The organism is Halorubrum sp. SD690R, from assembly GCF_005435035.1.
In the GTDB taxonomy this organism is placed as follows: domain Archaea; phylum Halobacteriota; class Halobacteria; order Halobacteriales; family Haloferacaceae; genus Halorubrum; species Halorubrum ezzemoulense.
In genome coordinates this window covers 1-26,875 of sequence record NZ_SGTV01000025.1, presented here as the reverse complement: position 1 = coordinate 26,875, position 26,875 = coordinate 1, and the positions used below count along the sequence as shown (strand labels likewise).

The following is a 26,875-nucleotide window of genomic DNA, read 5'->3' as shown; positions in this document are numbered from 1 at the left end:
TACCCCGCTACCTCTCTGACTGTGTATCGAACGCTGCCAGCAGGTCATCGAGAATCATCGTCCCGGTCGCGGTATCGAGCGGGTCGTTGTTGTTCCCACAGTCTTCGCTCATGACACAGAGCGGGCAGCCCCGGCGACGGCCACATTCACAGTCCGCAATGTGTTCGCGTGTCCGGTCCGCTAGTGTCTCGATGTGCTCGTATATCGCTTTTGAGAAGCCAATCCCACCGTCGATTCCATCATGAACAAACCATGTCGGCCCGGGGATCGTCTCGTGTGGGTGCGACGGCGTTGAGAGCCCGCCAATATCGTGATTGTCGATCATCAGCTCCAGCGGTGCGAGCTGGATGATCCCGTGTTCAGCGGCGTGGAGCCCGCCGGCGTACGTGTACCGCGCTTGTTCCATCGGCACTCGCGGATCATCGCCTGCGCGTTCCGTCGGTTCCAAGAGCGGCGCATCAAGGGCATTAATCGTCGTCCGTAGATGGTCCCCGGGCAGCGAGACCCACAGGAGCTCGGTCTGTAAATCAAGCGGTGGTGTCTCGGTCGGAAGCGGTCCGTCAATGAGTTCGCCCGTTCGGTAGTCACGGACCATGTAGTTCCCGTAGGTGATCCGCACCGTCCCTGTCCCAAAGTAGATATCATAATCACCTGCCAGCGAAGTGTGGTCTTTGACGTCGAGATCCTGAACCTGCTTGGTTGACAGCGTCTGCGTGTAGTGGGCAGTTTCCACCTCCTCGACGTGGATTCGCGGGTGAGGCTGGCTGTGGTCCACCTCTGTCACTTCGTACTGTTGGCCCGCATGGAGGAACAACGCCCCCTCGTGGTAGTCGCGGTAGGCTCGTTCCGTAGCGACCGGGTCGTGCTCAATTTCGCCGTTGGTACAGACTACCTCGTAATCGATGCCTGTCGTCCCGTACAATGAGATCCGGCTCTGCGGGCGTCGGTCGCCGGCGTAGGTAACACCGCCAGCGTCGAGATCCCCCGCTTGTTCAAGTAGCCCGGCGTCTTGCCACATGGCAGTCATTTCCCGGAACCGGTCCTCGCCACCGAGATACGGCGCATCCTCAGCCGTCAACGGACGCTCTGCAGCTGCTGCGAGCAGATGGTCCGCGAAGACGCGGTCGTTATTGATAGAGACCACCGCGTCCTCCACGGTGTCGTCATCGAATAGATACCCTGGATTATCGAGAATATAGGCATCCATCGCGTCCTTCCCCCCGACAAGCACTGAGAGTGCGTCGCTCGTCCCGCGGCCAGCACGCCCGATCTGTTGCCAGAAGGACTGTTTGGTCCCCGGATATGAGTCCGTCACCGTTGCGTCCACCGACCCGATATCAATCCCCAGCTCCAACGCGTTCGTCGAGATGACCGCATCGAGGTCAGCGCTTTTCAATTGGTTTTCGACGGATCGACGCTTCCGCTTGCCAAGGCCCGCGTGGTAAGGTTCGACGTCGATGTACCCATCACGCGGGTGGTCACGAACGGCCTGTACCGTTTGTTTTGCACCGATCTCGGTTCCTTGACGGGCTGTCGTGAACTGTAGCGTCTGGATCCCGTTGACCGCCAAGTGCGCCGTCACGGAGGACGCTTCACGCGCACTGGACCGACGCGCCTGTTCGAACCCCTCCATCAGGTCGCCGCTGCCATCATCATACCCTTCAAGCGCCTCGTCATCGAGCGGCGGCTCCCACAACACGATATCACGATTCCCACGCGGCGACCCATCCTCGCTGACCACGCTGAACTCGGCCCCGGTCAATGTGGAGGCGTGAGCAGCCGGATTACCGATCGTCGCAGTCGTGATCACGAACTGCGGATCCGCACCGTAGTGGGCGAGCACGCGCCGAAGCCGCCGCAAGATCCACGCAACATGGGTCCCCATGACACCGCCGTACTCGTGGCCCTCGTCAATCACCACGAGCTCAAGATTACTGTAGAAGCGATGCCAGCCGCGATCCTTGTTGTGGCGCGGTAAGTAGACGTTCAACCCGGCTGGGTTCGTGAGGATAACGTTCGCATTCTCACGAACAGTCCGTTTCCGCTCATCTTTGGTGTCACCATCATACGTCCCGATGTGAGTATCAAGATCCAACTCACCGCGCAACCGATCGTTCAGCGCTTGTTCTTGATCGTTTGTGAGCGCTTTCGTCGGGAACAGACAGAGTGCGGTCGCATCATCGTTAGCGAGGTGATTCCGTGCGATTTGAAGCTGGTAGATCAGCGTCTTGCCCGATGAGGTCGACGTCGTGATCACCACGTTCTCATCGGCCGCGAGCAGATCCAGTGCCTCGGCCTGATGCGAGTACAGATCATGGCCGAGCCGTGACGCGAGCCGATCCTGAAGCACGTCCTCGGGAGCGACAGTCTCAGCAGACTGCGCGTTGAGGCGCTCGCTATGCCGGATCTGTTCACGCCAGTCCGGGAACGACTCTTTCAGTTCCGACTCAGAGAGAATCTCGCGGTGGCGAGCAGTCCCTCCGTCGGGCCGCAGCATCCGCGTGTCGGTTGAACTCACGTGTTCGGATCGAGGTGAATGGTTATCAGTCATGGTCAGGAGAAGTCGGCGAGCGAGCCTTGTGAGCTGTTTTCACCGGTCGGCGTCTTCGTTTCCGAGTCCCGTCGCGCAGCTGCTTCGAGATGCTCGTAAATCGTCGCGAGCGCTCGCACGTCGTCTTCGCAGTACCGTTCCAACCGGTCCCAGTCGGGTTCAACAACGGTTCCGGCATGCGTGTCTCCGGCAACTTGGCTTCGATACGCTGTGTACAGCTTGGCAACGGTCTCACCGTCAATCCCATTCGTCGACGGCTCCCAGCCAAGCGCATCAGCGACATGCTCCAGCTTGTTCGTTCGCCCAGGAAGCGCTGCGTTACCACCGTTCTTTTTTGTAGCCCACCACAACGCATCGAACTGATAGCGGTCGGTCCAAGCCTCCACGAGATCGGGGTGATGCTGCTGGAGTTGTTCGGTGATCACCGGAAAGTCGAATTGGTACCCGTTCCACGCGACGACCGGCCGCCCCGCTGCGGCACCAGTGAGCCAGGTCATAAACGCTTTCAGGTGTGACCCGTCACCGACCGCCTGCTCGCGGAAATTCATGTAGTGCCCATCCTCAGGGCCGCCGTCGAGCACCCCGATTAGCCACGCCGTCGATGGATTCAGCCCGTCTGTCTCAATGTCGATGAACACCGGCTCCTGATTCGGTAACGAATCATCACCCGTCGGGTAGACACTGTTCGTGGACTGTGCCTCCGCAGCGGTCTGGACCGTGCTCGCAGAGGTTCGCCCCAACCCAGACAATTCGGAGAGCTCCCGAAGCGGAGTGTCAGCGAGCGCATCGGCAGTAGTGATGTCAGCATCACGCAACGTCTCAAACCGTGTCGGTCCGATCTCCGGAACGCCGCGCAAGCCGAATCTCTGCGGATCAATCTCGGACACGTCGATCGCTCCGTTCGAGTACAGCGCAACGAGCGTTGCCTGTGTCGTATCCGCCGTCGTACCAACACCGAGATCGGCGTTCGACGTCCCGACACCAACAAACTGCGCGTCACCATCGTCTCCATGACTCCGTGTCGTCGTGAACCCAGCTCGTAACGCCGTCGAAAGATGAACTGTACGCGGCGTCCACCACTGATCCGGAACCCGGCCACGATAGGTACAGAACCCCTCAAGCGTTGCTGACCGAGCATATGGATCCACAGATAACGAAACAGACTGGTCAATCAGACAGATCTGAGAAGTCGTCGCTACATCAGCCGGATCTTCTCCCACTGAAGATATCCCGACTCTGCTCGCAATCCGCTCCGGGTCGAGCGGCTCCTCACCCATCGGTAGCGCTACGACGACACATCGATCGTCGTCTGTGATCGCCACGTCCGGCCGCATCCCGGTGCCAACTTCAAGAATATCGAAATCAAACTCCCGACTGAGAGCCGGGCCAACGATACTCGCCTGCGGCTCCGTCGCAACAAGCACATCAGGATCCAAGCTATCGACCATCGCGGTGATGGTATCGCGGTGAGAGCTGCTCACAGCGGCCCCAGAAAGCGCAAGGATTCGAGTCGGCGACTCATCCGGAGGCGGCAACGCCGGCAGTTGCGGCCCCGTCTCCCCACCGTCAGTACTCAACCGTGGTGGACGGGTGGAGTCGGAGTGCCGAGCAGAATCCGGCTCGTCGGTCATCTCAACTGATACGTTGACCCGGGAGCATATTAATCTTCGAAGAGCGGCGTGAAAGTGATTAGAAGAGGTCGTCACTCAGTGAAATCTGCGAGCGTCTTCCGCCGCCGGTTCTCAGGTTGGACGTTCGTTATCAGGATTTCAGCAACCTCGCCACGATTACTTGCGTCGCTGTTAATCGCTCGCGTCGCATCGACGTACGTCACTGAGAACGCGTCATGCTCCTCATACAACTCTGTGACCGGTGGTGAATTCGAAATGAGAACTGAGACGTTCTGTTCTGTGAGCTCAACAGCCGCGTCTCGCAACCGACGCTGATGGTCTCGATCAAATCCATCGGCGTGATACGAATTGAAATCCGCTGTTTTCGACACCGGCTCGTACGGCGGGTCAAAATACACGAGATCGCCGTCCGTCGCCTCCTCAACCACGTATTCAAAATCGGTGTTGAACACTCGGGTACCCTGTAATGAGCGGGAGGCCTTCCGAATCCGTTGTTCCTGTACCCAGTCCGGATTCGTGTACCGGCCGAACGAGACGTTGAATTCCCCGTCGCTGTTCTCTCGATATAACCCGTTGAAACACGTCCGATTTAGATACAACAGCAGACTCGCTTCCCGAACACGGTTCTCATGTTTCAGGGTAGAGGCCGAGAGGAACTCGTTGAACTCCGAGCGTGCCTCGTAAAAATACTCCTCCGAATGCTTGTGCGTCTTATTCTCCTCAATAAGCTTATCCGGGTGATCGCGGACAACCTCGTAGAACGTCGTTAACCGCTCGTTGAGATCATTAATCGTCCCCGCATCAGGATTCAGGTGAAAGAACACGGCTCCACCGCCAACGAACGGCTCATGATACGCCTCATACGACGTCGGGAAGAGCCCCGTGACTTCCGAGAGAAGCTGGCGTTTCCCACCCGCCCACTTCAAAATCGGTTCCACCATTCACACTCACGTTTCAATACGGTATAGAAAAGCCTGTCTCGTCTCCAAGAGCAGCCTGCTATAGATTTGACCTGATACTCGGAGACACAGGCCATCGCGCTGTAATCTACGAACAGCTCTACTAGTTCGTCCAAGTGCCTGCCATCGATCGTGGCGGCGTTCAGTAATTAGAGTTACATCACTCCCGTGTACAGTGCGGGTATGGACGACGATCGCCGCATGAGTACAGACCGATTCTACGGCGGTGTCGATAACCGCATCTCAATCCTCCAAGAATTTCTCGCGTTCGTCGGTGATGAACACCCGTCTCGCAAAGCGCTCTACGAGTGGTTCGACCACAATACAGGCGGTGGAGGTGAGTCGTTTGTCGATCGGAACATGGGGTTCTTCGAGTCGCTACACCTCGTGCGGTTCGAGGGGGAGACGTGCCGCCTAGGAGTGTACGGGGAACGATACAATCTAACCCATGACCCGTTCGTGGTGCTTCAGGCGCTTCGCAGCGGGATCAAAGGCTTCGATACAATTCTCACCGCACTTGCTGACTCTCCTCAAACTGACGAGGAAATCCAGGACCTGATCGTCGCCGAATTCGATGCTGCGTCCACAGGCACAGCAATCAAACGGCACCGAGAATGGCTCCAAGCGCTCGGATACCTCACCCACGAGGGAGACACGAACTCACCGACGAAGGCCGGGCGAGACGCTGTTGAAACACTCAATTTACTCAGCGATCGTGGCGTAATCCCGCCAGCAACTGGAGACGCAACGACCGACTGGATCGATGTCCTGAGACAGCACTGCGACACGCACGGAATATCTCTCGAAGACAGCACACTCGAAGGATTCCAAGTAGAGATTCCGGGTGACCAGCCAACCCACATCTGTGTTCATCACCCATTCATAGACGATTCACACACAGGCTCACACACCGATCCGGTGTTCCTACAAATCAGCGTTGACAGCGAACACAACGCATTAGAACGCGATGCGGCTGAGACGATCGTCGGGATCGTCCTCAACACAGACACCGCTGATTTGTACGACCCGGTCCTCGATGACTTCCTCTATTTCACAGAAGATCTCCTCAGCGAAGCTGCCTCTGCGTCCCAAAGCATCGAGATCGGAGTTGCGGATGACGGGACCTACGACGACCCGTTCACCGGCCGAGCCAACAACTGGCACGACCTGCTAGCGATACTCACCCACAATGACCAGACAGACACCACCGAGCCAATCACGGATCCAGCACCGTACTACTGGGTAAATCAAGGTGAAGAAGAAATTGACGGAGAATTCCTCCGAGCCCCGACCGACGGCTTATTTCAGTACGATCTGCCGAAACTCACCGTCGGTGACATCGTCTTCAGCTACAACAACGGCGAACTCGTTGGGTATCACGAAGTCGTCGAACCAGCTCACATCATCACAACCGGTGACGGAGATGATGATGTCGATGAAGAGGAACACTATCGTGTCGAAACCGAATTCACGCGGTTTCCAGACCCGCTCGCATTCGCCGACGTGTTTAAAACACTGTGGGAGCACCGCCTTGACCAGTACTATCCCGTGAACGCTGGTGGGATCAATCAGCAATACTTCTACAACCTCAGCGAAGCAGCTGGCGAGTACCTCCTCAAACAGGGAACACAGCAGCCAGCAGACGATACTGAGACTGACGACGAGGAGGAACCCGATATTGACCATCCTGTTCTCGCACATCTCGACGAAAACAGCGACACCACCGTCTACAAGCTCACCGCGCCACCCGACTACTGGCTAACCGCCATCGAATACCGCGGCATCCTCGTAGAAGAGACACACGCCGACTACTGGCGCGACGCCTCACCCGGTGACATCGCTATCTTCCACGCGCAACAAAAACCGTCGAACACCGAGCTGGAACCCCAAGATGGAGTCGTGTTCGGCGTCGGGATCTTCGGCCACCCGTACCAGAAAACCGAGTACTGGCTACACGACGAACACGAAACAGACCAACTCATAGAGCGTGTCATCGGGCTCGACCGACTCTTCATCACGAGCGACATCAACACACTCGATCTCACAACCAGCACGCGAGCGAAAAGCCACGCGGAACTCAACAACGAACTCACCGCGTTAACGCAGAACGGACTCACCATCAACCGCGTTCAACAACTCTGTCGAGAGGCAAGCGGCACAGAGTTCCCGACACAGAACACGTTCGTCACGTTCCGCAGCGAAGACGGCACGCAAGACCTCTCCCGTCCACGCGCCATCCTTACCGCCCTAGCACCAGATCTCACAGAACTCGCACCAGTCAATTACGAGAAACCGTTTACCGGGACGCTCCCAGCCAATGATCTCCTTGACGGGTTGTACTTCCCGGGTGACCTTGGTGAGACGATTATCGAACAAATCGAAGCCGCACTCCTCGCCGGCGACCACGTCATCCTGACCGGCCCGCCCGGCACCGGAAAAACCGAGATCGTAGAACGCGTCGCCACGCACCTCGCCGACGCGTACCCGCACCTGTACTCCGGATCTGAACTCACCACGGCGACCGCTGATTGGTCCACGTTCGACACCGTCGGTGGGTACATGCCGACCGAAACCAACGACAACAACGCAAACGCCGATCTCGCGTTCACGCCCGGCATTATCCTCAATCGGCTCAAAGACACACAGACCGGCGTTCAATCGAACGAGCCCGTCATCATTGACGAATTGAATCGCGCCGACATCGACAAAGCCTTCGGCCAACTATTCACGCTGCTCTCCGGACAATCCGTTCAACTCCCCTTCACGCGAAACGACCGCGAAATCGAACTCCTCACCACCGACCATCTCGACGACCTGCCAGCCGAACACCAGTACGTTGTCCCCGACTCCTGGCGGATCTTCGCCACCATGAACACGTACGACAAAACCTCGCTGTACGAAATGAGCTACGCGTTCATGCGGCGCTTCGCATTCATCCGCGTCCCGGCTCCCGAATTTACCACCGGTGACGACGACACCGCACGTACTGAGCTGACGACCGAGATGAACGCGTACATCGACGCCTGGGACGGACTCGACCCGAGCGACGAGGAACGCGACGCGATCGGGCAAGTGTGGAAGCAGACGAACCAAGCCGTTGACGACCGATCGATCGGCCCCGCAATCGTCCGCGACATGCTCACGTACGTCACGAACCGCCGCACCTCCGCGACAGACGACCTCTCAGAACGCGTTACCGAGGCCGTTATCAGCTATATTTTCCCGCAGCTCGAAGGCGTCCCAGAACGGAAACAAATCATCACGCACATCGCAGCCGTCGACGCAACCGACACCGACACGCTCAGAACCGCGGCGAGTGACATGCTCCAAGTCACGATCGACACAGAGACTGAGTCATGAACCGCGAGGACCTCATCGACGGGCTCACCCAAGACATCCTCGCGTACGTCATGAACGGCGGGTTCCCCAAACAGGAACTCGCCACCTCAATCAAACCCGAGGCACTCGACCAACGCTTCGAGGACTACGAGCTCCTCCTCGACCTACACTTCATCCTCAAACCCGACGTGGTCACATTCGTCGAGCAACTCTCACAACGCCTCCGAAACGTCCGCACCGAAACGAAAACCGTCGCCCGAACGCAACGCGGTGGCATTGACGGGCACATCAACTGGGGCTCAACCGTCAAAGCCCGGTACTCTACCAACCCGAACGACCGGTCGCTGTTCGTCACGGAAAACCGCTCCGAGGACTACGACATCCCCGAAAACATCGTCCTCAAACGCCTCCTCTCAATCATCTACACGACGCTCTGCGACGCCGACGAGTACCTGAAAGGCAACTACGACTGGGTCACCGACCGGTGGCAAGCCAACACCGACCTCATCGACGAAGTCCAACGCACCGTCGAACGCAACGTCCACGTCCGCCGCATCCGCGACCCAGACACGTACGAACCAACCGAACGCATGCTCACCACCGCCGCCAACTCCCGACAAGAAATCTACCGCGACGCCGCCACGCTCCTCCGCGCCCGTCAGGAGTTGTTCGACGGCGACCCCGACGCGCTCCGTACACTATTGAGTCAAACCGCGATCACCCCAGACGACCAAGCCCGGCTCTTCGAACTCTACGTCCTCTTCCGCTTCATCAGCACGCTCGAAGATATACAAGGCACACGACCAGTGTTTCAAACAATCAGGAGCGGACGGCAAGAAGTCGCTAAGATCGACGGTGAGCAAGAAATCGTGTTGTACCACGACACGTCCGCCAGCGCTCGTGGCCTCTCCTTCCGTACAGGAGGCACTCCGGATGACCGTGAACCAACCCGTGCTGAGTGCGTCCAACAAACCGCACGCGACGTCGCCAGCACGTACTTCGAGAAGAACTTCCAGAACCACACTGGCCGCCCCGACGTCATCGTCCTCGAAATCAAATCCGACGACCCGATCACGTACGAATACCTCATCGCCGAAGTGAAGCATAGTACCCGCGAAGAAACAATCCGAACTGGAATCAAAGAGACGCTCGAATACCTCGCCTTCCTTCGCATCAACGAAGACTACGTCTTCGGGCAAGACACGAGTGATGAAGAGGACATCTTCGGCAGCGGATGGAACGGTTTACTGGTCGTACAGGACCTCGACCAAGAGACACCGTCTGTAGACGCACAGGAAGACGAACCGATCACTATTATCCAGGCAGGAGAACTTGATGAGGAGCTCCCGACGATACTCCGATCGGTTCTCAATCAATAACTCGAACACTGTAACACCAGTTCAGCCATTTACCTCACCGCTGTCTACCAATTTTGAGACAGCCGTCGGTAGCTATTTCCCCACCGATATTGACAGTGATGGCACATGACTCGGCTGGGAGATTATGATTACACTTTCTTTGATGAGTACCAAGCCAAGGTCCTCTCGCAACGACCAGCCATTGAGCAACTCATTCTTCTTGATGATGAGGTAGCGAACAAAATTGTCATCACACGGTATGAAGGACCTGTAGACCCGGTCGAATGGACCTCCCTCGAACAGTACTACAGCGGCCTCTTTGCTGACTTCATTACCGAGCGGATTGAGGGGATTATCGATCCGACACCAGTTGAGCAGAATCGTGAACGCTTCCATCAGTTCCGGAAAGACATCGTTGAGCTGAATCAGAAACTCCCCGCGCAACGAACCGCACGAGCAGACGTTCTGTCCGGACCCGCCGAAACGGTCTTACTGAAACACGTTCGGGAACGTGGGTTCGATCCGAGTGCACTAGACATCACACATATCGGACGCGGCAGTGGCCTGTACTTACTGGAACTGTTTGTCACGGCAGCACAACAGGAAGCCTACGATGACCGGTCACTCCTTCAACCACTTTTGAAGGAAGCCGCAGCGCTCGGCTCACTCGATCAAACGGCCGCCCGTGAGCGACTCCGCGCACCACTCCTGATGGTGTCGCTCTGGGGCAATCAGGAGGACGGACTACAACAGTGGCAAGAGAACGACCGTGAAGGGATTCTCGAAATGGCAACAGCAACGGGGAAAACTGTTGCTGGGATCGCCGCTATCGCCGATATTTGTGGAGCTTTCCCAGGTCAATCAGACACCTCCGAACCCGACAACGCTCGCATTCTCGTCGTTGCCCACTCAAATGCGATCCTCAAGCAATGGGAGCGCGAAATTCAAGAGAAACTCGGGCTCCCCATGCCCGCACATGACCCGGGAGACAAGGCCACAGATGTGACGTTCACAAACGGGCGCGTCGAATTCCAAACTGCTCAATCACTACTCCCACGGTACGACCGTGACCTCGCCGATCAATACGACCTCGTCATTTACGACGAAGTTCACCACTACGCGAACGAAAGCGGGTACGGAGCAGCGATTGACCGGCCAAACTACACCGCTGCGATAGGGCTGTCAGCAACGATTGGCGACGACCAGAGCATGAAGCGTCGCCAACTCACAGAACTACTCGGCGATGTCGTGTACACGTACGGTGTCGAACAGGCACAACGCGACGGAATTATTCCGGATTTCGACTGGACAGTCCACCCTACACCGCTTGACCCGTACGAACAAGACGAGTGGGACGAGACAACCGATCGAATCTCACGCCAATTCAAACGGCTCAAACACGCAGATACGACGACGAACTTACTACAGGATCTTCCGGTCCCGTTCGTCCAATTCGAAGATCTCGGTGATTTCATCCGGGCACATGAAGCTGCCGGCCGCACCCTCTCCGAGGACGCAATTCCGGACGAATGGCAAAATCTTGCGACGACCATCCACTCTCGAAGTTGGATTCGCCACCGGTCACAACCGAAGATCGACGACGCTGTCTCCCTTGCTGAGGAGTACCTTGCTGACCCTGACCGGCCAATCAAACTCGTCGTCTTCGCAATGGATATCGACACCGCTGACGAAATCGCTGACCGGCTTGAAGACACCGCTGGTGATGTATACCTCGCCCACTCAAAACTCGAATCTTCCTCTCGGAAGACCCGTCAAACAGTACAGCGGAACATCGACGCGTTCAGCAAGTGCGACAACGGCGTCCTGATCTCTCCGAAAATGCTCGACGAAGGGATCGACGTGCCGGACGCTGAAGTCGGAATCAACGTCGCCGGAACCAAAACTAAACTCCAACTCGTACAGCGAATGGGACGTGTCCTCCGGAAACACGGTGAACAACGACCGCACTTCCACCACTTCATCTCAATGCCGGATGAGAATTACGTCCCCGGGCTCGACTCAAAAGAATACGTTCAAGAGCTCAACTGGGTGCGAGAACTCGGCGAAATGATCGGTGTCCAACCCATCATCGACGATGCCGGCGTTGACACTGACCTCCTCGAAAGAGCCGAACAGCGCGGCCACGAACTCTGGGCGCAAGACCTGCTTGAAGACCTCGAAATCGAAACCGTCCAAGGCAACGTCCAACTCGAAGAACTCCTAAACGCGTTGACCTTCGAGGCCACAACAGAACTCCTGACAACCCTCGACCTCAGCGGCGACCGTGTCCACAAAGACAACTGGCAGACCGTGATGCGTAATCTCCGCGAAGCAGAAACCCTCTCAATCGAAGGCCTACAACGCGTCTGGTGGCTCTTCCCACTCTACCGCGAACGACCGACCGAACTCGTCGAACTCCTCGAAGCAACACGAGACGCGCTCAAACCCGAGGAAAATGAAGACACATCACAACGCTCTGACAGCGGGCGAAATAAGCAGGAACACTCCAACGAATTCACCACACCAAATGCTGCTGACTCGGACTCTACTGATTATTCTGTAGACCACTCACCTGACCCGCATCCCGACGAACCAGCTCAAGCCCCGGAGACAGACCCTGACGACGCGGCTGAACCGGCTGAGGAGGACAGCAGCATCGTCGGACGCATCCGAGATTCATTATTCGGAGGTTAGATTGGACGCCTTCGAGTAGAAGCGTTGCTTGACCTACTGTGCCTCTAAATACAAGACAAGATGGGTGACGACAACACGAACACATCCCAACTCAAGTTTGAGGACGGACGCCTAGTTGACCGGTCAGAAACTACCACCTCCTCCGATACGGATCACACCACCGATCTCGTAACGCCCGGTGACCAGACAGGGTTCACTGTCGAAGTGAAATCAGGAGCACTCGATGTGAACAGTGAGTTACGAGACGCCGTTGAAACCCACAGCCAAACGCTCGAATTCGGATCCAGAACTGCCGCTGAAGACTACGCCAAGCAGTTATCCGCCTCAGGCGGCTCAATTAGAATCCAAGCCGTTCCGGACAATGAACCGAAAGCTATCGACGCATATCTGCTTGCCGACCACAACCCGTCTATCAAAACACCAGCCGAGACCAACGGGAACACGTGGACGTTCGACGTGGGAGCAAATCTCTACGGTGCGCTTGGTGAAGCAATACTGATCGACGCTCCGAAACCACACGCACTCATCCACTACATCCGGCAAGACCTGGAGTTCGATGAAACCGATCTTGAATGGGGTTTGAATGTCACTGTGGAACGCGGTCAACTTCTCTCTGTTACTAGCTCTGAGGGAGCAATGAGATGGACCCCAGACTGTTTCGTAGAGGCCAAAGACGGATGGAACGGCGAGTTACTCGAACGGTACTACTGTGAGATCAAGACCGGTAACGCATCGTTCGAACGATCACAGGTTGAAGCAATGAAAACGCTCGCAGCCGATGAACGCGTTCTAAAAATTCGAGTCATCATCGATGAGCTCCCCAAACAGTACTCACTCCGGATCAATGAGGTAGCCTCCGAAGCGTAACCCAGTACTCAACCGACCGGCTATTTGAACCAGCCATCAACACGTCAGTTAATTACTGTCACAAGATAACCGGAGCGCCGCTGTCAACTGAAGTCTCTCTCACCGAAAATCCACAAATTAGTGACTCTTACGACGTCTCGTCAGCAAAGCTGAGTGCGTCGTGAGCGTACGAGTACTGTTTCAGCTCACCAGTCAGGGTTGAGAGTTCACTTGGCGAGATATAATCAGAGTCCTTCTCACTCATGTCGATGTGTTTTCGAAACACCACGTCTACATTCCGTTCAACATCGGCATCGTCAGTAACGGCCATAACGACAGCCGTGTCAGGATCGTCGTACTCCGTTTTGAACACGTAATCACCGACCACGAACGGATTCTTGGCGTATTCGAGGTTAGTGTGCTTGTACGTGTACAGTTTGATGTCTTGGTCAGCGCAGTACGATGCGAGCTTCGCCGGGTGAATCGTCCGCCAATCACCCGGTCCTTCATCAAGCATACTCGGGAACGCAACCCGTACCGCCTCCCCGTTCACTGACTGCCCATACAAACTCACATCCTTCTCTGGCGGGAGTACCTCCACCACAACTGCCACCGATGCGTTATCATCACCAGCCTTCACCACCCGATCACCCGGCGCATACGGGTTCTGTGGCTTCTGATTCATATGCGCCGTGTTCGGTCCGAGTTCATGTAACTCGTTCATCGGCCGCGCCGCCAAGTGAGCCAACTTCGTTGGTTCCTCCCCCGAATACGCCTCCTGTGACGCAACCTTCGAACGAAGCGTTTCCGTGCGCTCCCATCCCAACAAGATCAGCCCATCTTCATTATCCCGATGCCACACCATGACGAGGATATCATCCGCATCATCGTTCTCCAGTAACGTCGCCGGACGGAACGCGGACACATCCCGCGAGGTCTTCACATCGACCGTATACCCGAACACCTCGAAATCATGCCCCGAGAAACTCTCCGGGTTACATCGACGAATCGCCTCCTCGTTCTCCCACGCCCACAACTCTACTGGTAAATACTCACGACAAAACTGCTCAAACGCCAGCTCCCCGAGATTCCCGATTCGCTTCACATCAACATCATCAGCACCCTGAATGACCGCCTGATGATGCGCACGCTTTTTATCGATCTCATCAGGCGTATAGAGGTACATATGTAATCGACAACGGTTTTTAATATAATTCTATGCCCGTCGATATCAACGAGGATATTTTGAGTAGTCCAATGGGTGTGTCTTCATACTCACCGCTAGAGGATTCGTGTAGCTTCATGATTTTTACCACGAGCTCTCATTCTACGTATTCGATGCGTGATGATATCCGCGAGCTTCAAGATACACTAACTGCTACAGAACTTGCTTGCGTCCCGCCGGGTGTCCAATCCACAAGCGAGGACATCTACCCAGCAGTACAGACCACGTACCCGGATCTGTGTGACGACGACCTACGGTGCGACGACGTCTGTGCTAACGGAGCCGATCAACCCGAGTGGAAACACGCCGTGCGCCGCGTCCAGCAGCAACTCGGACGCAAGAATAACACGCGCATCATTCCTCACGACGCACACGGAAAATGGCAGATTGAGCGACCAAACCTGTTCCTTGTCCCCGTTAACGATGACTGGACCGAACACTTCAGAAACACCGTCCATACGCCCGTCGAACCCTCGGATACGGGCGCTACGCCAGAAACGATCGCGTCGCTCCTTCCAACCCGGATCTGGGGCGCGACAGCTGGATCACGAACAAAAGGATACTTCGACGAAATGCGCCCCCGCGACTGCGTGTTATTCTACCGTGACGGCAACTTCTTTGCTGGCGGCGTCGTTGGGCGAACGCTTGAGGACTCCGACGTTGGCTCATGGCTTTGGAACAATCCGGACAGCCGCTTCATTTTCACCGTTGAGGAGTACCGTGACTGGGGGCCAGCAATCACACGCATCTGGGACGCACTCGGTTACAACGGAACCCCGCGCGTCCAAGGCTTCCTCCGCGTCAAACCAGACCGCCTCAAAAACCTTCGCGGCGACGAGAGAACGCTTGAACGCGCACTGTTCGGCACTACTCCAAAATCACCAACACAAGCGGATGAGGATGCGAGTAACTCAGTCTCGGACACCGACGGCACCATTGGCCCGGAACGAACGACGACAGTCCGAGACCGAATCCTCCGTGACCAGACTCTTGTGACTGAGCTGAAGTCACAGTACGACCACACGTGCCAAATCTGCGGTCACCGGTTACAGAGCGCCAGCGACACCGGGTACTCCGAGGTCCACCACATCAAACCACTTGGCGACCCACACAACGGGCCAGACATCCCCGAAAACATGCTAGTGCTATGTCCCAACCACCACGCCGACTTTGACAATGGAATGCTTACCATTGATCCAGACACGCACAGCGTGATTCACGCATATGACGACCAGATTTCAGGCACTCAAGTGACGACAAATGACAATCACTGTATAATATCTGATTTTCTCAAATATCATAATGAAGTAGTTGTAGAGTGATCCCATCAGTACTAGATTAACAGAATTCGAATTGGACTTGAACCGTTATGACACGTAACGGGTGTGACGGGCACACACTGGTTTAGATCATGTTTCTGAACTAGGCCAATTCCAGCATTTTTAACCGAGAACCTTTGACAATTATTACTGCTCAGAAATAGTCCAAGCCAACGAATTCCCAACCTTGCGGCTGCTGACCTGACCTTCATTCTCTAGACTCTGTAGTCTAGTATATGCCGTACGCCTTGTACAGCCAATAGCGTCAGCAATCTCAGATGTGCCACCAAGTCCGCCTAATTGCCTGATAGCATCTATAAAGTCTGAATCTGAATAGGTAGTAGTATATTTTCCAGACTCTTCCTCACGATCTTTGCCAGGCACACGGCATACTTAGAGTACATCTCTTATTTATTGGTTGGTTCCGCTCTATCCCATCACCACAATAGGAGATGGCAAAGCTTTATACCATTACACAGTGTAGGTTATGGTGAGCAAGTCTGGTCCCTCAGGGGTGTACGGAAACACCCGAGTGCTGGTACACTCGGGCCAGGCTTCTCACGGGCTGTGAGATAGCCATGCAACACAACAAGCCACGAACTAAAGACGATGTCGGTGCTGAGCTAATTGAAGATATATCAAAAATACAAGGTTTTGCGCTCGGGGAAGGGGCCGCGATGTGTCAGGTGTGCGGGTGTGAGCTGCGGGAAGGCGATGGGGTGACGGCGTATGCCTTCCGGGCGGCTGGCAACCCTATTTTTGAAGTGGGGTACGTGATGTGCGGGGCGGACGAACACGAACACCCGTCAGTGTTCACGCGCGGTGTTCACGAATTGGTCGTCACTGGCCGAATTGGGCTGTGTTCGGATGTGTCGACGCAGTCGTCGTGGTTGGTGCTGATTGAGCCCATGCCGGTGGTGGTGAGTCCGGCGTCGTCGAGCGCGGCTCACATGGTGGGTGACGCGTCGCGTGACGGTATCACTGAGTACACTGAGACTGCTGACCGCCGTGATGGTCCGACGCCTCTGCTGGCGGCTGTCCGCGAACGAACGCTGGCTAATGGGGGTGGGCGATGATGGTGCCGACGTTCGACACTGAGCACTTTGATTACGAGTTCTCGCTGCCGGATGACGTGGGGGAACTCACACTCCCGGATGTGTATGTGGGGCTTGAAATCCCGCTGCTCGCGCCGGGCGACGGGATCGTCACAGACAGACACCATGCGTCAGCTGACCGGTACGAAGCTGACGACCCGCAGAACCAAATCAGGGGCATGGTATCGCCGTTTCTGCTGTCGGGATGGCTACGCCACAGATGTGAGCGTGTCGTCCAAGCAGCGGACGGCACGGCGTGCTATCTTGGCGAAGCGAACGCGGACTACATGATTACTGGAGGACCCGCATGAGCGCGACGACCGACGGCGACGTCATCGCCGGGCTCACCGCCTTCCAGCGTGATCTCCTCCGCACGCTCGCGAAAACTGACGAACAGAGCGGGCTCTCGCTGAAAACGGATCTCAACACCTACTACGGCGAAGAGATCAACCACAGTCGGCTGTACCAGAATCTCGACGAGCTCGTCGCGCACGGACTCATCAACAAACGCCAGCGCGACGGCCGTACCAACAGCTACAGCCTGACTGACGCGGCGCGGACAGCGCTCGCAGAGCGCGACGCGTGGATTCAGGGTGAGACCGCGTGAACCCTACGCCCCATATCCGGTTTGACGCCCGCGAACGCCTTACCGGCGACTACGACGACATCACCGTCCAGCAGGCAGTGGAGGCCTACACACAATGACGAAGCTGTGGCGCTGCCGTCAGTGTGACCGGCTCGTTAATCGGTTTGTCAACGGCTGGATCTGCCCTCAGTGTGGCTGGTACTGTGGCCGGTCTCTCGCACACGTGAACAAGGGATCATGAGTCGGGAGCAACACTCCACCACCGGCTCGACGCCGCCAGTCCATCCCGTGAGCGAGCTCACCACGCGTCTCGATCAGCTGTCGCTTGCGTCCACGTCGGGCGCGTGTCAACACTGCGGGTGCTCGTTCACAGAGGGCGACGACGTCGTCGCGTACGTCTCCAAGCCGGCCGAGAAGCGAACCCACGAGGTCGGCCACTGCGTCTGCGCACACAACGAACACCGGCAGCAGGAGGTGTTCACACTCGGGGTCCACGAACTGCTTGTCGCCGGGCGTATCGGACTCGCCTCCGACGCTGCGACCCAATCCACCTGGCCGATTCTCGTCGACCCGGTCCCACTCGGTGTGAGCGCGCCAGCGACGACGACGATCCGCTGGCTCCCACCCGAGACGCCACTCGCCGAGCAGGTCACGCCGACGGCGACCCACCGGCGGCGACGGCGCGACGCTCGGGCGCGGGTGACGGTCAGTTCCCCACAAACGACGGAGGGGGATGACTAATGCGGTCACCATCCCGCACCGAGGCCGCGCAACAACGACGGCCCAAACACCACCGAACGCGTCCGTCCACCCGACCACCAACAACGAACCCGGACACCACCCTCGCGACGATCGCACACCTTCGGCGGGCGCTCACCGCGAGTACCGCCAGTGACGCGGCCGGCGTGACGGCGGCGCTGTTCCGAGCGACCCGGACTGTCGACGAGACACGCCATCCAGACATCGCGGCCGCAGTCCGGATTGCCCGTAGTGTCGATCCTGTCTCGCGAACAATCCGCCAGTACATCCGAGAGCTGCTCCGGCGGCTCGTCGCGGTGGTCACCTGCTGGGAGCCATCCAAGTGATGCCAGCAGACGAGCAGGCCCAGAGCGGGCACGCACAGCCCGCCGGCCAGGGCCACGAGCGTGGCGTCCATCTTGTGAGCCCAACCACACAGTATGACGCCGCCGGTAGCCACTGTGGCAGCGTCTCGCCGCGGCTGACCGAGTGGATACCCGAACTCCTCGACCAGCTTCGTGAGGCGACCACAGAAACCGTCCGAACCCAGACACCCCACAGCGACCCGTGGCGGGCGAGTTCGGCACTCCTCGATACCACACTCCCAGAGTGGAACTCTCTCGAGAACACGTGGGACGATGCGACCGCCGAGGCCGTCGCGTACACGCAGGCGATTACCGAGTTGGCGCTCCTCGACGGCGACACCGAGTCGTCATATCACACGCAACGCCACGACGAATTACGCGACACAGTTCATACAGTCGGCACCGGCCGCGGCGCAGTCAACGCCGGGCTTGGCGCACTCGCAAAGGGACCAGTCGCGCTCCACCGCGAGTTCGACGCGACTCCCCGAGCGATCACCCTCGTACTCGATGGCCCAGCCTGGACCGATCTCACCGACCGCCGAACTGGCGTCCGCGCACTCGCGGCCATCGCCGTGCTCGCAGCCGGGTTCGACGTTCGCGTTGTCGTCTCCCCGGCGCTCAAACGCCACCTCACCCGGCGGTACCCACAGTGGTCTGAAATCCACCTCGATCTTACGCAGAGCCGGGATCGGTCCCACCCGCATCCCCGCCGCGTTCAGTCTCACGAGCCGACCACCGACGAGTGCCACCCTGCCTGGCAAGCGCTCGATGGGCTCGAACACACACCGGGGAAACGACGCCTCCTCACCAATCTCGACGCCACCACCGGGCGAACCTACCAGGATCTCGAACATGATCATGCGATCGACATTGAGGCAGGGACGGTCAGCCGGTACGTCCTTGATCTCGAGACGCGTGGGCTCGTCGATGTCGACCGTCGAGGTACTCACCACAGCGTCACACTCTCTGAACGCGGTCAGACGGCCGTGGCTGGGTATCTCGACGCTGCCGGCGACCTCGTCCACCCCGAACAACGTCGACTGACTGACGATCTTACTGCGACCACTCACGAGTCTACAGGTACAGTGTCGCCCCGCCCGGAGGGCTCCACAGGTGACACCCCACCCTCAGTCGAGGAGTGGCTGGCGGCGACGGGTGACCCCGACGCCGACGGAGAGTTCATCCAGTGGCTAACGGGGCCCGACACCGTCGATGAAACCCACCTACACGACCGGTTCACAACCCCCGCCCAAGACGATAGCGTCACGCTCGTCGATGACACCCCAACCCCGTTCGATGACGGCCGGGTTGGGTATCTGAGCCACACCTCCGGCGAGGCGCAGGTCGTCCTCCAGTGGGGTGGGCCCTTAGCCACCCTGGGACGTCTCGCGGCTGTCTTACTCAGTGATAAGGCGCTCTCGAAGATCCTAACGCCGTCGCGGTTCGGCCGCGCATTCGAGGCAATCCACCGGGGTGATCTCGAGCAGGACGCCCCACGAGTGCTGTGTCGTGGTCACCAGGTTGGCTGGTACAGCGAGGACGAGCACACGTATGCGGCGTGGCGTGAGCGCATTACAACCGTCCGCGATACGCTCCTCGCTAAGATCGGCGAACACACGAGCAGTACCAATAGTGCCGCCCGAAGCAAGCTCTTCGAAGACCTCCACGGGTTGGTCGCTTCGGCCACTCACCTGTATCACGCAATCGGCGTCGATCTAACGACCACAATGAGGTTCCCGGACACCGCGGCGCTCGCGCGAAACTCGGCGCAACGCCGGCAGCTCTGTACGTTCCTCGCGAAGACGGTGCCCAAACAATCCGTCTACGGAGTTCACTCGGGCTACCGCATGTTGTTCGAAGAGCGCCCGCCCAAACTGCGACGGCGGCTCCCCTACGATGTCAAGCCCGACGCGACGATGGATCTGACGATGTCGTGGGTGCTTGCGGGTCCGAGCATCACCGACCTTCGCGATGCGATCCAAGAGGCGCTCACCGCAGAGTTCACCTCGGTGCGAGAAGCGATCGCGGAGGGAACTGAAACCGCCCCGACCCTCTCGATTCCGGTCGTCGACGGGACGACCTACCCCGCCATCCGGCGGGTGATCGACGAGATTGCGATGAACCACGACGCGCAGTGGACACCCCGCGAGCGACAGCGGCTTGTGCGGCTGTGTCTGCGCTCGTTCGGCCCGTCGGACTCCACGCGGCGTGCGTGTCCGTACGACGTCGTGGTGAGCCTCCTGCGCGCGCTGAACGAGTCTCACGCTCCGACCGTGGCTGCGGTTGAACGCGCGGCGGCGACGCTCTCTGTCGCGCGGTTCCGCCCCGATCTCGTGCCAACGGCGACGGCGCTGTATGCGACCCTACTCAGAGCCGACGAGCCGCTCGGCCGCTCAGCGTTACTCGAGCGGGCCGACATTGCGGCCAGTAGCTATGATCGCCGGATTGGCACTGTCCAAGCGCTTGACCGAGTACAGGCCGTCCAGATAGATGGCCACCGACGCTGGGTCACCACCGACGAACCCAGTCACCCGTCACTACAGCCGTCGCCGTGCCTCGGTCACCCCCATTCCTGGCTCCCGCTGTTGACGCATCGCTCACGAACACATTCAGTCCGTTTCGCCCCCACCCTGTGGGTTCCACTTCGAGTCGGCTGGCGACACCCACATCGAATCCCCACGTGGGATCAACACGCCCCGACTGTCACCTCCCTTGACACCGCCCTTCCGGTGAACCAGTGGGGACCGCGCCGGGAGGACTGTACCGCAATCACCGACGCACCAACTCATCACAGCCACCGACCAGCCGCAGCGCTCAAAACCATCACCGATGAACCACGCATGACACCACAATACTACGCACCGACCGTATCGCTTCTCGACCACCGACGTCTCCTCTTACCACGGGGTGTGTCCCAATGAGACACTCAGCAAGCGATCGTACAACCGACGCCATCTGCGAGCGCCAGCTCACCAAAGAGGAGGCACAAATCCACGTTACCCTCTGTGGAGGGGGCCGTTCCAAACTCACACCCAGCGTCGAACCGCGGAATCAGCGCCTGTGTCTCGCCGTGTCAAATAACGATGCGTAACGCCACAAGTACACGACCGAAGATTATTCGAGTAATTGATAAATACGACCTCGACGGCATTGGCGACGAAATGGTTGCGGAGTGGACAAAGCCCGAGAGTACCCGACGCTCTTGTCGTGAACTCGCGGAATTCTTCAACATCCGTGTACTCGATGCAGCACTCCGCGAAGCGGGTATCATCTGGGATAGATCACTTGTAGAGGAGTGTGCTGCGATCATCAAAGACAGAGATAAATCGCTGACAGGATTTGATCTCGATAGTAGGGGAGTAGAAATCGACGAAGTCGGCGAAGACATGGTTTCATATCAATCAATATATACGTATCTGACAGAGTATTGTGATACTGAGTACGAGCGTGAGATCAATGATATCCACTCACGACTTAAGAGTTTACGGCAGATCGAGACAAAGGCAGAAACGATTGTCACTGGAATCATCTCACAGTCTGTATCCCACAACCAAGTACAGGGGGCAGAGCCTCAAATAGAGGTTACGACGGAATGTATTTGTGAAACATGCGGGAGCAACACCGAGATGTCGGTGTATCTTCAGAACGGTGGCTGTCCTGCCTGTAGTCAGTCGCGTTAATTTCGCTCATTCTTTTTTGTCATTCTATTGAAATACTCAGCATACTTTGAGGTGGAGCCTCCGGCCTCAAGGAGCGACCGGAGGGAGCGAGTAGGCCGGAGAGGAAACCGACATACTACTGAGCAAGTGTTAATTTACGGAAAATTCGAGGCGAAAGCCTCGCCCTTCAGGGCGGGGATGAAGCCGACTAACAGTATTCAACTGCCGTCGATGGCATAGACGGGGTTCCAACGCAATTTTTAAGCCATCTGACCAGATAGTATACATAGATGGTAAAGAGTACCCGTCACGCGAAATACGAACTCTACTACCACATAGTATTCGTGCCGAAATATCGGCGTTCGCACCTGACGGGGAAGACGAAGGAACGTCTCGAAACCATCTTCGCGGAAATCTGTGAAAACAAAGATCTTGAACTGGCCGAGTCCGAGGTCATGCCAGACCACGTACACCTGTTCATCGGAAGTCCACCCAAGAACGCCCCATCACTCATCGTCAACTGGGTGAAGGGCATCTCGGCGCGGAAGTATAACCAGCGGTACGACGACCGCGTGAAGTGGACTCGCTCGTACTACGTCGGTACGGCGGGGAGCGCATCGAAAGGCGCTGTCGAACGATACATCGCTGAACAAGAGGGTGAGGACGAATGAAGCGCGTCAACACCTTCGAGGTCGTGCCACAGACCGAGAACGACAAAAAGTGCCTTCTACGGCTACTCGACGCCTCAGCCTCCCTGTGGAACGAACTGACCTACGAACGTCGTCAGAACTACTTCGGCGACGGCGACGTGTGGGAAACCTCCGAGTACCGTGGACAGTACAACGGCGTCGTCGGAAGCGCGACCGTCCAACAGGTCACGCGCAAGAACAGTGAAGCGTGGCGGTCGTTCTTTGCCCTCAAGGAGAAAGGCGAGTACGCCAACCCACCGTCGTACTGGGGGAACGAAGAGGACGGACGCGAACTCCGCACATACATCCGATGCAACCAGTACACGATTCAGTGGGGGAAGCGCAGCCGTCTCGAAATCCCTGTCGGTCAAGAACTGAAAGACGAATACGGACTCGGCTACCACGAACGACTCCGCCTCGAAGTCCGAGGCAACCCGAAGTGGGACGGCAAACAGGGCCGTCTGGAACTTGAGTACGACGAGGTTAGTGACACATTCAGGGCCTTCCAACCAGTCACCGTGCCTGATTCTCGACTGGATTCACCACTGGCTTCTCACGAAGCCGCCCTCGACGTTGGCGCAAACAATCTCGTCGCCTGTTCCACGACTACTGGGAACCAGTACCTCTACGACGGTCGAGAGTTGTTCGGACGGTTCCGCGAGACGACCGACGAAATCGCCCGCCTACAGTCGAAACTCCGAGAGGGATGCTACAGTTCCAAACGGATTCGACGGTTGTACCGACAGCGGACGAAGCGCCGTGACCACGCACAGAACGCGCTGGTGCGTGACCTCGTTGAACGGCTGTACGACGAGGGCGTGGCAACGGTGTACGTGGGCGACTTGACCGACGTGCTGGACACGCACTGGTCGGTCAGGGTGAACGAGAAGACGCACAACTTCTGGGCGTTCAAGAAGTTCATCCATCGTCTCGCGTGTGTCTGTGAGGAATACGGCATCTCTCTCGAAGTCGAGTCGGAAGCGTGGACGAGTCAGATGTGTCCCGAGTGTGGCGACCACGAGGAGACGGTTCGCCATGAGGATACGCTGACGTGTCCGTGCGGTTTCGAGGGACACGCCGACCTCACGGCGTCAGAGACGTTCCTTCGAGAAAACAGCGATACCGAAATCAGGCCGATGGCACGGCCCGTGCGATTCGAGTGGGACGACCACGACTGGTCGGGGAAACCACACCCTCACGAAAGTCCCAAAGAAGTGCGCACAAACCCGCAAGTTGCCTCCGTGGGTCGGTAGCCGAACCCCCAACGGAGGAATCCTCGCGCTTTAGCGCGGGGAGGATGTCAACAGCTGGTAAAATAGGCGGTGATATAAGACTCATGATCATCGTATGAGGCGGATTTGTTACACATCTCTATCAAATATAGTAATACAGTCAAAACCCATATCAACCCCGATAGACGCCTCCCGATATGGCCGCAGCCACAGACAACGACCAGCTACAAGAGAGTAGCGCCGAATCTGGCGGGGACTTCTGGCGACAGTCGTTCGAGCAGTTCATCGAGGACCTTCCTGAAGCAGCATTCGTCGTCGACGCCGATGGTGACATCACCCAGTGGAACACCGCAACAGCCGACCTCCTCGGCCTTCCCGCAAGCAAAGCCGTCGGCATGAACGCATACGATGTCTTCGGCACTGAAGGCGAAGATGAGACCCTCGCCGAAGAAGTCCTCCGTACTGGAACCCCCCTCCGTGAAGACCAGTTCCGATCCGCAGAACGACCGGACGGCACGAAAGCACACGCCCGCGCGATCGGAACCCCGATACAGACACCCACTGGCAAGGTCGTTGGGGCTGTCGAGTTGCTCTTCGATGTCACCACCGTCGTCGAACAGCGGGAGACGCTCGCCGACCTCCAAGAAGAGCTCTCGGACAATGTCGAGACATCCATGGAACAGCTGAGCGAGTCGACAACCGAAGTTGCGAATCGCTCGAATGAAATCAGCCAGCTCGTCGACGAGCAAGCAGCCGAGCTCGAGAGTACCCAAGGCGAGATCTCCGGATTCAGCGCCACTATCGAAGAGATTGCGTCCAGTGCCGAGGAAGTCAGCAACCAAAGCGCGGAATCGAGAACCCTCGCCGAAGAGTCCGTCGACACCGCGGGGGAGGTTATCGACCAAGTGGACGACACAGCCGAGAAGTCAGCTTCGGTCGCAGACGACGTCGCTGAGTTGAAAAACGAGATCGAACAAGTCGAAGAGCTCGTCGGCGTGATCAACGATATCGCCGAACAGACGAACATGCTCGCGTTGAACGCCAACATCGAAGCGGCACGCAGCGACAGTGATGGGTTCGCGGTCGTCGCCGACGAGGTGAAGAACCTCGCCAATCGCTCACAAGATCAAGCTGACGAGATCGAAGAAATCGTCGCAAGAATCAAAGAGAAGGCTGCGACGGCGACTACCGAAGTAAGAGCAGGAAACGCCGAGATCCAGTCCGCGAGAGACGACATCCAAGGCCTCCTCGAAAACCAGAAACAGATTCTAACGGTGGTTGAGCAAACCGAAAGCGGGATCACCGAGATCGCAGACGCAACGGATGAGCAGGCGAGCGTGGCCGAAGGGATATCGAGCGCTGTCGACGATGTCTCTGAACGGGCTGCCCTCGTGAGTGAAGAAGTCACAGAGATTGCTGACGAAAACGACAATCAAACAGAGATGGTCGCGGGGCTAACCCGGCAGGTCAAACAAATTGACCGCGAACTCGCAGAGGTCATGAACACGTCTGTCTAAGGTAGACGTCTCGTGATCGGACAGACGAACAGTCTCATCCCACGTTTCCGCTCTAGTTCGCTGACGGCTCTTTTCGTGGGAGTGAGATGCTGACGACAGTTCCGGTCACCTCATTTTCGCCAAACTGGACACGACCGCCGAGGAGATCGGTTCCCCACTTGATGATCCAGAGCCCGAGCCCACTTCCATGGTGAAGCACAGATTCGGTTCTTTCAGAAAGTACGGATAGTTCGTGCTCGGGTATCCCCGGCCCGTTATCGCGGATTTCGATCTGTACCTGCTCGCCTACGCTGGCGACAATCTCAACATGTGGACTGTCACTGGTATTGTGTTCAGCAGCGTTTTCGATAGCGTTCGAAAGCACTGGACTAACAAGCACATCGACGGGTACATCCTGGTCAGGACACTGAAGCTCGAATGTAACGTCGGAAAAGCGTGATCTAACCTCTCTCAGCCGCTCTTTAAGTATCATCTCTATCGATCTGACGTCGGATTCTTCTCGAGCGCGACTGAAAAGCCGGATTGCCTCGCGACCTTTCTGTCCTAACTCATCGATTTGAAATGCGCTTTGTTTTACGCGCTCGGCTGCTTCCGTCGGCAGGTCCTCGCTATACCCAAGTATCAGGTTAGTTTCTGTCTTGATGTTGTGGCGAAGCACGCGATTGAGAACCTGTAGACGCTGTTCTTGGCGCAAGAACTCAGTCACGTCCTGTAACGTCACCATGCTCCCAATGACCTGCCCTCGCTGTGTGGTAATCTCGACAGTTTTGATCTTGAAGTCCCGCTTACCTGAGTGGGTTTGTATCGTAAGGAAGTCTTCAAATACTCCAGAATCTGGAAATGCCTCGTACTTAGGAATCGTCTCTGGCGCAGATGATCCGAGCAGTTCGTCTCTTTGTACATTAAGCATCTCTAGTGCTGGACCATTGACGTTAATCACGTTGTCATTCATACTCACGGACATAAATACGTAAACACATCTGGGATTTCGACCCGGTCGAGTGCAGAGAGAGCAGCCTCACGGAGATCGTCGAGTGTGTCAAACAGGCGGTTCCCAAGTTCTTGATCAAGTT

18 protein-coding genes and 2 pseudogenes are annotated in these 26,875 nt (G+C 57.3%); 14 read left to right on the top strand and 6 right to left on the bottom strand.

Features of this window, described 5'->3' with window-relative positions; all coding sequences use genetic code 11:
* Positions 1 to 7: 7 nt before the first annotated feature.
* The 3 genes from EXE41_RS14010 to EXE41_RS14000 all read right to left on the bottom strand — a co-directional run bounded on the left by EXE41_RS14010 (position 8) and on the right by EXE41_RS14000 (position 5,123).
* Entirely contained in the window at positions 8 to 2,518 is a 2,511-nt protein-coding gene (locus EXE41_RS14010; protein ID WP_241987256.1) for a DEAD/DEAH box helicase, read from the bottom strand.
* Between the two features lie 35 nt (positions 2,519 to 2,553).
* Positions 2,554 to 4,182: a ribonuclease H-like domain-containing protein gene (locus tag EXE41_RS14005; protein ID WP_137691333.1), complete on the bottom strand. Its 1,629-nt coding sequence runs from the start codon at positions 4,180 to 4,182 to the stop codon at positions 2,554 to 2,556.
* 71 nt (positions 4,183 to 4,253) lie between these two features.
* A complete protein-coding gene (locus EXE41_RS14000) occupies positions 4,254 to 5,123 on the bottom strand; it encodes a DNA adenine methylase (RefSeq protein ID WP_137691332.1) in 870 nt (289 codons plus the stop codon).
* Positions 5,124 to 5,324: 201 nt separating this feature from the next.
* Here EXE41_RS14000 and EXE41_RS13995 point away from each other — a divergent pair, with 201 nt between their 5' ends.
* The 4 genes from EXE41_RS13995 (at position 5,325) to EXE41_RS19360 (ending at position 13,399) form a co-directional block, all read left to right on the top strand.
* A complete protein-coding gene (locus EXE41_RS13995; RefSeq protein WP_137691331.1) occupies positions 5,325 to 8,501 on the top strand; it encodes an AAA family ATPase in 3,177 nt (1,058 codons plus the stop codon).
* Entirely contained in the window at positions 8,498 to 9,859 is a 1,362-nt protein-coding gene (locus tag EXE41_RS13990; protein WP_137691330.1) for a hypothetical protein, read from the top strand. The genes EXE41_RS13995 and EXE41_RS13990 overlap by 4 nt, the downstream gene beginning before the upstream one ends.
* A 105-nt stretch (positions 9,860 to 9,964) precedes the next feature.
* Positions 9,965 to 12,532 (top strand): DEAD/DEAH box helicase family protein, encoded by a 2,568-nt coding sequence (locus EXE41_RS13985; RefSeq protein ID WP_137691329.1) that lies wholly within the window; start codon positions 9,965 to 9,967, stop codon positions 12,530 to 12,532.
* Between the two features lie 60 nt (positions 12,533 to 12,592).
* Positions 12,593 to 13,399 carry a hypothetical protein gene (locus EXE41_RS19360; RefSeq protein WP_199240890.1) on the top strand — a complete coding sequence of 269 codons (807 nt, stop codon included), beginning with the start codon at positions 12,593 to 12,595 and terminating at the stop codon, positions 13,397 to 13,399.
* A gap of 127 nt (positions 13,400 to 13,526) precedes the next feature.
* Here EXE41_RS19360 and EXE41_RS13975 read toward each other — a convergent pair whose 3' ends face one another.
* Positions 13,527 to 14,564: a hypothetical protein gene (locus EXE41_RS13975; protein WP_137691328.1), complete on the bottom strand. Its 1,038-nt coding sequence runs from the start codon at positions 14,562 to 14,564 to the stop codon at positions 13,527 to 13,529.
* Positions 14,565 to 14,716: 152 nt separating this feature from the next.
* Between EXE41_RS13975 and EXE41_RS19355 the strand changes: the two genes are divergently transcribed.
* The 10 genes and pseudogenes from EXE41_RS19355 (at position 14,717) to EXE41_RS13910 (ending at position 25,802) form a co-directional block, all read left to right on the top strand.
* Positions 14,717 to 15,925, top strand: coding sequence for an HNH endonuclease (locus tag EXE41_RS19355; protein ID WP_199240889.1), 1,209 nt, complete (start codon positions 14,717 to 14,719; stop codon positions 15,923 to 15,925).
* Between the two features lie 1,072 nt (positions 15,926 to 16,997).
* A pseudogene (locus EXE41_RS13955) lies at positions 16,998 to 17,309 on the top strand (hypothetical protein); the annotation flags it as partial.
* Positions 17,310 to 17,323: 14 nt separating this feature from the next.
* Entirely contained in the window at positions 17,324 to 17,623 is a 300-nt protein-coding gene (locus EXE41_RS13950; protein WP_137691326.1) for a helix-turn-helix transcriptional regulator, read from the top strand.
* A 216-nt stretch (positions 17,624 to 17,839) separates the two neighbouring features.
* Positions 17,840 to 18,343: a hypothetical protein gene (locus tag EXE41_RS13945; protein WP_137691325.1), complete on the top strand. Its 504-nt coding sequence runs from the start codon at positions 17,840 to 17,842 to the stop codon at positions 18,341 to 18,343.
* Positions 18,343 to 18,687, top strand: coding sequence for a hypothetical protein (locus EXE41_RS13940; protein WP_137691324.1), 345 nt, complete (start codon positions 18,343 to 18,345; stop codon positions 18,685 to 18,687). Before EXE41_RS13945 ends, EXE41_RS13940 begins: the two co-directional genes overlap by 1 nt.
* Positions 18,687 to 21,626, top strand: a complete 2,940-nt coding sequence (locus EXE41_RS19700; protein WP_241987253.1) for a plasmid replication protein RepH — start codon at positions 18,687 to 18,689, stop codon at positions 21,624 to 21,626. The genes EXE41_RS13940 and EXE41_RS19700 overlap by 1 nt, the downstream gene beginning before the upstream one ends.
* A gap of 162 nt (positions 21,627 to 21,788) precedes the next feature.
* The gene (gene rdfA / locus EXE41_RS13925) at positions 21,789 to 22,385 is read left to right on the top strand and encodes a rod-determining factor RdfA (RefSeq protein ID WP_137691322.1); all 597 of its coding nucleotides are present in this window, start codon (positions 21,789 to 21,791) and stop codon (positions 22,383 to 22,385) included.
* A gap of 269 nt (positions 22,386 to 22,654) precedes the next feature.
* Positions 22,655 to 23,035: an IS200/IS605 family transposase gene (gene tnpA, locus EXE41_RS13920; protein WP_137691321.1), complete on the top strand. Its 381-nt coding sequence runs from the start codon at positions 22,655 to 22,657 to the stop codon at positions 23,033 to 23,035.
* Positions 23,032 to 24,306 (top strand): RNA-guided endonuclease TnpB family protein, encoded by a 1,275-nt coding sequence (locus EXE41_RS13915; protein WP_137691320.1) that lies wholly within the window; start codon positions 23,032 to 23,034, stop codon positions 24,304 to 24,306. Before tnpA ends, EXE41_RS13915 begins: the two co-directional genes overlap by 4 nt.
* A gap of 176 nt (positions 24,307 to 24,482) precedes the next feature.
* Entirely contained in the window at positions 24,483 to 25,802 is a 1,320-nt protein-coding gene (locus EXE41_RS13910) for a methyl-accepting chemotaxis protein (protein WP_137691319.1), read from the top strand.
* Between the two features lie 52 nt (positions 25,803 to 25,854).
* On the opposite strand, the gene EXE41_RS13905 is transcribed toward EXE41_RS13910, so the two are convergent.
* Positions 25,855 to 26,754, bottom strand: a complete 900-nt coding sequence (locus EXE41_RS13905) for a sensor histidine kinase (protein WP_241987252.1) — start codon at positions 26,752 to 26,754, stop codon at positions 25,855 to 25,857.
* A 2-nt stretch (positions 26,755 to 26,756) separates the two neighbouring features.
* Positions 26,757 to 26,875: pseudogene (locus tag EXE41_RS13900) on the bottom strand (IS630 family transposase); the annotation flags it as partial.

Coding starts and splice junctions, on each gene's coding strand:
- EXE41_RS14005 (WP_137691333.1), bottom strand. CDS start 4,182: ATGACCGACGAGCCGGATTCTGCTCGGCACTCCGACTCCACCCGTCCA.
- EXE41_RS14000 (WP_137691332.1), bottom strand. CDS start 5,123: ATGGTGGAACCGATTTTGAAGTGGGCGGGTGGGAAACGCCAGCTTCTC.
- EXE41_RS13995 (WP_137691331.1), top strand. CDS start 5,325: ATGGACGACGATCGCCGCATGAGTACAGACCGATTCTACGGCGGTGTC.
- EXE41_RS13990 (WP_137691330.1), top strand. CDS start 8,498: ATGAACCGCGAGGACCTCATCGACGGGCTCACCCAAGACATCCTCGCG.
- EXE41_RS13985 (WP_137691329.1), top strand. CDS start 9,965: ATGACTCGGCTGGGAGATTATGATTACACTTTCTTTGATGAGTACCAA.
- EXE41_RS19360 (WP_199240890.1), top strand. CDS start 12,593: ATGGGTGACGACAACACGAACACATCCCAACTCAAGTTTGAGGACGGA.
- EXE41_RS13975 (WP_137691328.1), bottom strand. CDS start 14,564: ATGTACCTCTATACGCCTGATGAGATCGATAAAAAGCGTGCGCATCAT.
- EXE41_RS19355 (WP_199240889.1), top strand. CDS start 14,717: ATGCGTGATGATATCCGCGAGCTTCAAGATACACTAACTGCTACAGAA.
- EXE41_RS13950 (WP_137691326.1), top strand. CDS start 17,324: ATGAGCGCGACGACCGACGGCGACGTCATCGCCGGGCTCACCGCCTTC.
- EXE41_RS13945 (WP_137691325.1), top strand. CDS start 17,840: ATGAGTCGGGAGCAACACTCCACCACCGGCTCGACGCCGCCAGTCCAT.
- EXE41_RS13940 (WP_137691324.1), top strand. CDS start 18,343: ATGCGGTCACCATCCCGCACCGAGGCCGCGCAACAACGACGGCCCAAA.
- EXE41_RS19700 (WP_241987253.1), top strand. CDS start 18,687: ATGCCAGCAGACGAGCAGGCCCAGAGCGGGCACGCACAGCCCGCCGGC.
- rdfA (WP_137691322.1), top strand. CDS start 21,789: ATGCGTAACGCCACAAGTACACGACCGAAGATTATTCGAGTAATTGAT.
- tnpA (WP_137691321.1), top strand. CDS start 22,655: ATGGTAAAGAGTACCCGTCACGCGAAATACGAACTCTACTACCACATA.
- EXE41_RS13915 (WP_137691320.1), top strand. CDS start 23,032: ATGAAGCGCGTCAACACCTTCGAGGTCGTGCCACAGACCGAGAACGAC.
- EXE41_RS13910 (WP_137691319.1), top strand. CDS start 24,483: ATGGCCGCAGCCACAGACAACGACCAGCTACAAGAGAGTAGCGCCGAA.
- EXE41_RS13905 (WP_241987252.1), bottom strand. CDS start 26,754: ATGAATGACAACGTGATTAACGTCAATGGTCCAGCACTAGAGATGCTT.